This is a genomic window from Okeania sp. SIO3B5 (assembly GCF_010692555.1).
In the GTDB taxonomy this organism is placed as follows: Bacteria; Cyanobacteriota; Cyanobacteriia; order Cyanobacteriales; family Microcoleaceae; genus Okeania.
Map to the genome: position 1 here is coordinate 1 of NZ_JAAHHG010000724.1, position 4,086 is coordinate 4,086.

A 4,086-nucleotide genomic window follows, 5' to 3' on the forward strand; every position below is an offset into this window, starting at 1 on the left:
TTGTCCGGTAGCATCGGAGCGTGTATAAAATTAAGGTGACACTCTTGAGAAAACCTTCTGCCTCCTGCCTTCCCCTCCTGGGAGGGGTTAGGGGTGGGTTGCCTCCTGCCTTCTTTCCACCAAAGTCTAATTATTCAACCGGACATGATATGACTCCTGACTCCTGACTGCTACTTCAAAAGATTTTATACCAATGCTACTGGATTTGATATTAGAAATCTCCAAAAATCAAAAGTAAAATCAATTATTATCTATAAATTATCAATTATTTCTTCCTGTTCCCTACTTCCTACTCCCTTTTTTCCGGAGATATCTATTAGAAAGAAATGGCTTTGATGTTGGTGGCGATCCCATATTCAACTGGATATAAGTATAATTCGTAATACAACTATAAATTCCAGCAGAACCAGCAGATTTTTATGCCAAAAGACACTATTAATATTCTTCTAATAGAAGATGATGAAGATGATTTTATCCTTATTGATGATATCTTATCAGAAATAGAATCTCCAAAAATCTCCCTAAATTGGGAAAATACCTATGAAGGGGGATTAGCTGCCATACAAACAGAAGAATATGACGTTTGTTTGCTTGACTATCGTTTAGGAGAAAAAGACGGGATAGAATTACTAAAAACAGCAATAGAAGGAAATTTTCAGACGCCAATTATATTAATCACAGGTCAAGGAGATCGAGAATTAGACCTACTGGCGATGAAAATTGGAGCAGTAGATTATTTGAATAAATTAGAAATTCAAGAACATACATTAGAGCGAGTAATTCGCTATGCCATTGAAAGAAATAAAAATTTAATTGCACTCAAAAAAAGTCAAGAAAAACTACAAGAAGCCCAAAAAATTGCTAATTTAGGTAACTGGGAATTAGACCTAAAAACACAGAAAATAACTTTGTCTGATGAAGTATTTCGGATTTTTGGTCTAAGTCCGACTCAACAACAACCAACTTATGCAGAATTTCTCCAAATGTTCCTTCCCGAAAGTAGAAAATTATGGGAAAAAAATATGGCTTTAATCTTAGAAAAAACACAAAAGTATGAATTTGAATATGAAATAATGCGTCCAGATGGAACACTAAGATATCTTTATACGAAGACGAGTTTAATTACAAATAGTAACTTAGAACCAATCGGCATATTTGGAACAATTCTAGATATGACAGAGCGCCAAAAAACCGAATTAGAACTCAAAAAAATTAGAAAACAAGAGCATTTATTAAGTCTGCTTATAGACAAAATTAATCAGTCTTTAAACTTAGAAGAAATATTAGAAACGACAGTAAAGTCGGTACGAGAGTTTTTGCAGTGCGACCGCGCACTAATTTACCGTTTCTTACCAGATTTTAGTGGTTTTGTAGAAAAAGAATCTTTAGCGTCAGACTGTTCTTCACTTTTAGGAATGACAATTGTCGATCCATGTTTTCCCAACAGCAATATTTTAGAACGTTACAAACAAGGTCATTTTAGTGTTATTAGTAATGTTAATCGACCGGAGATACAAGAATGTTATGCAGAGATGCTGATAAAATTTCAGGTAAAAGCAAATCTAGTACTACCGATCTTAATTACAAACGAAACTGAAAAAAAAAATCATACTGACAATTCAGAAGTTCATGTATGGGGGTTATTAATAGCTCATCATTGTCGGGAAAATAGACAGTGGAAAATATCGGAAACCAAGTTATTAAGACGCTTGGCAGCTCAGATAGCGATCGCTATTCAAAAAGCTCAATTTTATCAATCTTTAGAAAGTTTAAACCAAAAATTAACAGATAAAAATTTATTTTTACAAAAAGAAATTACAGAAAGAAAAAGAGCTGAAGCCGAAATAAAATTTTTATTAGAAACTACTCAATCTATTAATAATACAGATAATTTTCATTCTGCATTAACAATTATTCTTCAGTCTTGTTGTAAATTAATTGATTGGGATTTTAGTGAAGCCTGGATTCCTAATCAAGATACTAATTTGCTCGAATGTAGTCAAGGTTGGCATCCTGAAAAACCAGATTTCTTTGAGTGTAGAGACCGGAGTCTGAAACTAGCTTTTAGTAATAATAATGGTTTGCCTGGTAGAATTTTTGCATCCCAAAAATCAGAGTGGGTTGAACATTTTTCAACTGAGTCAATATTAGCTGCTACAGATTTAAAAACAGCTTTTGGAGTGCCAATTATTGTAGAAAATAAAGTTTTGGCAATCTTGGTTTTCTTTAACAAAAAGGTACTATCTAAGCAGCCACATATTATGCAGTTAATTGAGGCAGTAGCTACTCAATTAGGCTCTCTAGTCCAACGTAAACAAGCAGAAGAATCTCTCAAAATAGCAGAACAACGATATCAAGAGATAGTAGAAAATGCTGTTGATGGTATTTTTCAGACAACTCCTTCTGGGCGTTTTATTAGTGCAAATATGGCATTAGCAAGAATATATGGTTATAGTTTGCCAGAAGAGTTGATCAAGGATACTCAGGATATTTCTCGCCAGCTTTATTGTGAAGCAAACCGACGGCAAGAATTTATATCGGCAATAGAAACAGATAATGCAGTGTATAATTTTGAGTCCTTAGTATATCGCAAAGATGGTAATACAATGTGGATATCTGAAAATGCTCGCGCTGTCAATGATTCTCAGGGAAGATTATTGTATTATGAAGGTACTGTTTCCGATATTACCGAGCGAAAAATAGCACAGGAGGCTTTGAAGCTTCAGAAACAACAAATGCAAGAATTGTTGCTAAACATTTTACCAGATAAAATTGCTCAACGCCTACAAGCAGGAGCAAGAGCGATCGCTGATAGTTTTGATGATGTGAGTGTGTTATTTTCTGACTTGGTAGGATTTACTGAATTTTCCTCAAATGTTTCTGCCATTGAACTTGTAGATTTTCTGAATTTGATTTTTTCGGAATTTGACCAACTAGCGCAAAAGTATCGCTTGGAGAAAATTAAAACTATTGGGGATGCTTATATGGTAGTTGGTGGTTTGCTAATAAAACAAGAAGACCATTTACAGGCGATCGCTAATATGGCACTAGAGATGCAAGCTTGTTTAGATCGTATTTGCATTCAACAACAAACATCTCTAGCCCTACGAATTGGTATCCATGTTGGGCCTGTGGTTGCTGGAGTTATTGGTAAGACTAAATTTATCTACGATTTATGGGGTGATACTGTAAATATTGCATCTCGAATGGAGTCTAGTGGTATTGATGGTGAAATTCAAGTTACCTCTTTTATATATCAGCGACTCAAAGAAAAATTTGTATTTGAAGAGCGAGGGGAGGTTTCAATTAAAGGAAAAGGAAATATGACTACCTATCTACTGAAAGAAAAAGTAGACTCAGATGTAATATCAAGTTGCTGATTAACCACAATAGACATCTCCAGAAAAGAGGGAACAGGGAATAGGGAACAGGGAACAGGGAACCCACCCCTAGCCCCTCCCAGGAGGGGAATAATTGATAATTTCTGGATAAGAATTGATTTTCTTTTTGATTTTTGGGATGTCTAATATAAAAAGATGAAAAAGAGGCATACTCCTCAAGAGTCATCAAAAGAAGACTTAAACTATTAGACATCTCCTCCAAAAGAGGGAACACCGGAGCTGGGAATAGGGAACCCACCCCTAGCCCCTCCCAGGAGGGGAATAATTGATAATTTCTGGATAAGAATTGATTGTCTTTTTGATTTTTGGAGATGTCTATTAGCTAAGGATTGAAATCCTTGGCGAGATTGGCGAGCCATATCATACATCCTTAAAAATCTATCCAATTTCCTCTTATATCATGTCCGGATAATTAGTGATGAAAAAAACCAAAACAGTCACTTGCAGTACAAATCTTTTTATTCTCCCTACTCCCTACTCCCTACTCCCTACTCCCTACTCCCTACTCCCTACTCCCTTATTTATAACTATTCAACCGGACATGATATTACTCTCTAATAAGTAGGGCTTGCTGATTAAATATCAAAGCATTAACTGATATTGGTTTTAGCGTTTTTTGGTCTAAAAAAGTGCGCCTGTTTTCAGCTCAAAAAGCCCAAAAAGCTAGTATTTTGGGACGATTATG

At 35.2% G+C, this 4,086-nt stretch carries 1 protein-coding gene; it reads left to right on the forward strand.

Features of this window, described 5'->3' with window-relative positions; translation table 11 throughout:
* Nucleotides 1-419 precede the first annotated feature (419 nt).
* Nucleotides 420-3,380, forward strand: a complete 2,961-nt coding sequence (locus F6K54_RS41525; RefSeq protein ID WP_293090335.1) for an adenylate/guanylate cyclase domain-containing protein — start codon at nucleotides 420-422, stop codon at nucleotides 3,378-3,380.
* Nucleotides 3,381-4,086: the final 706 nt, after the last annotated feature.

Bases quoted from the DNA above. Each gene is read 5' to 3' on its own strand.
- F6K54_RS41525 (WP_293090335.1), top strand. From the start codon at position 420: ATGCCAAAAGACACTATTAATATTCTTCTAATAGAAGATGATGAAGAT.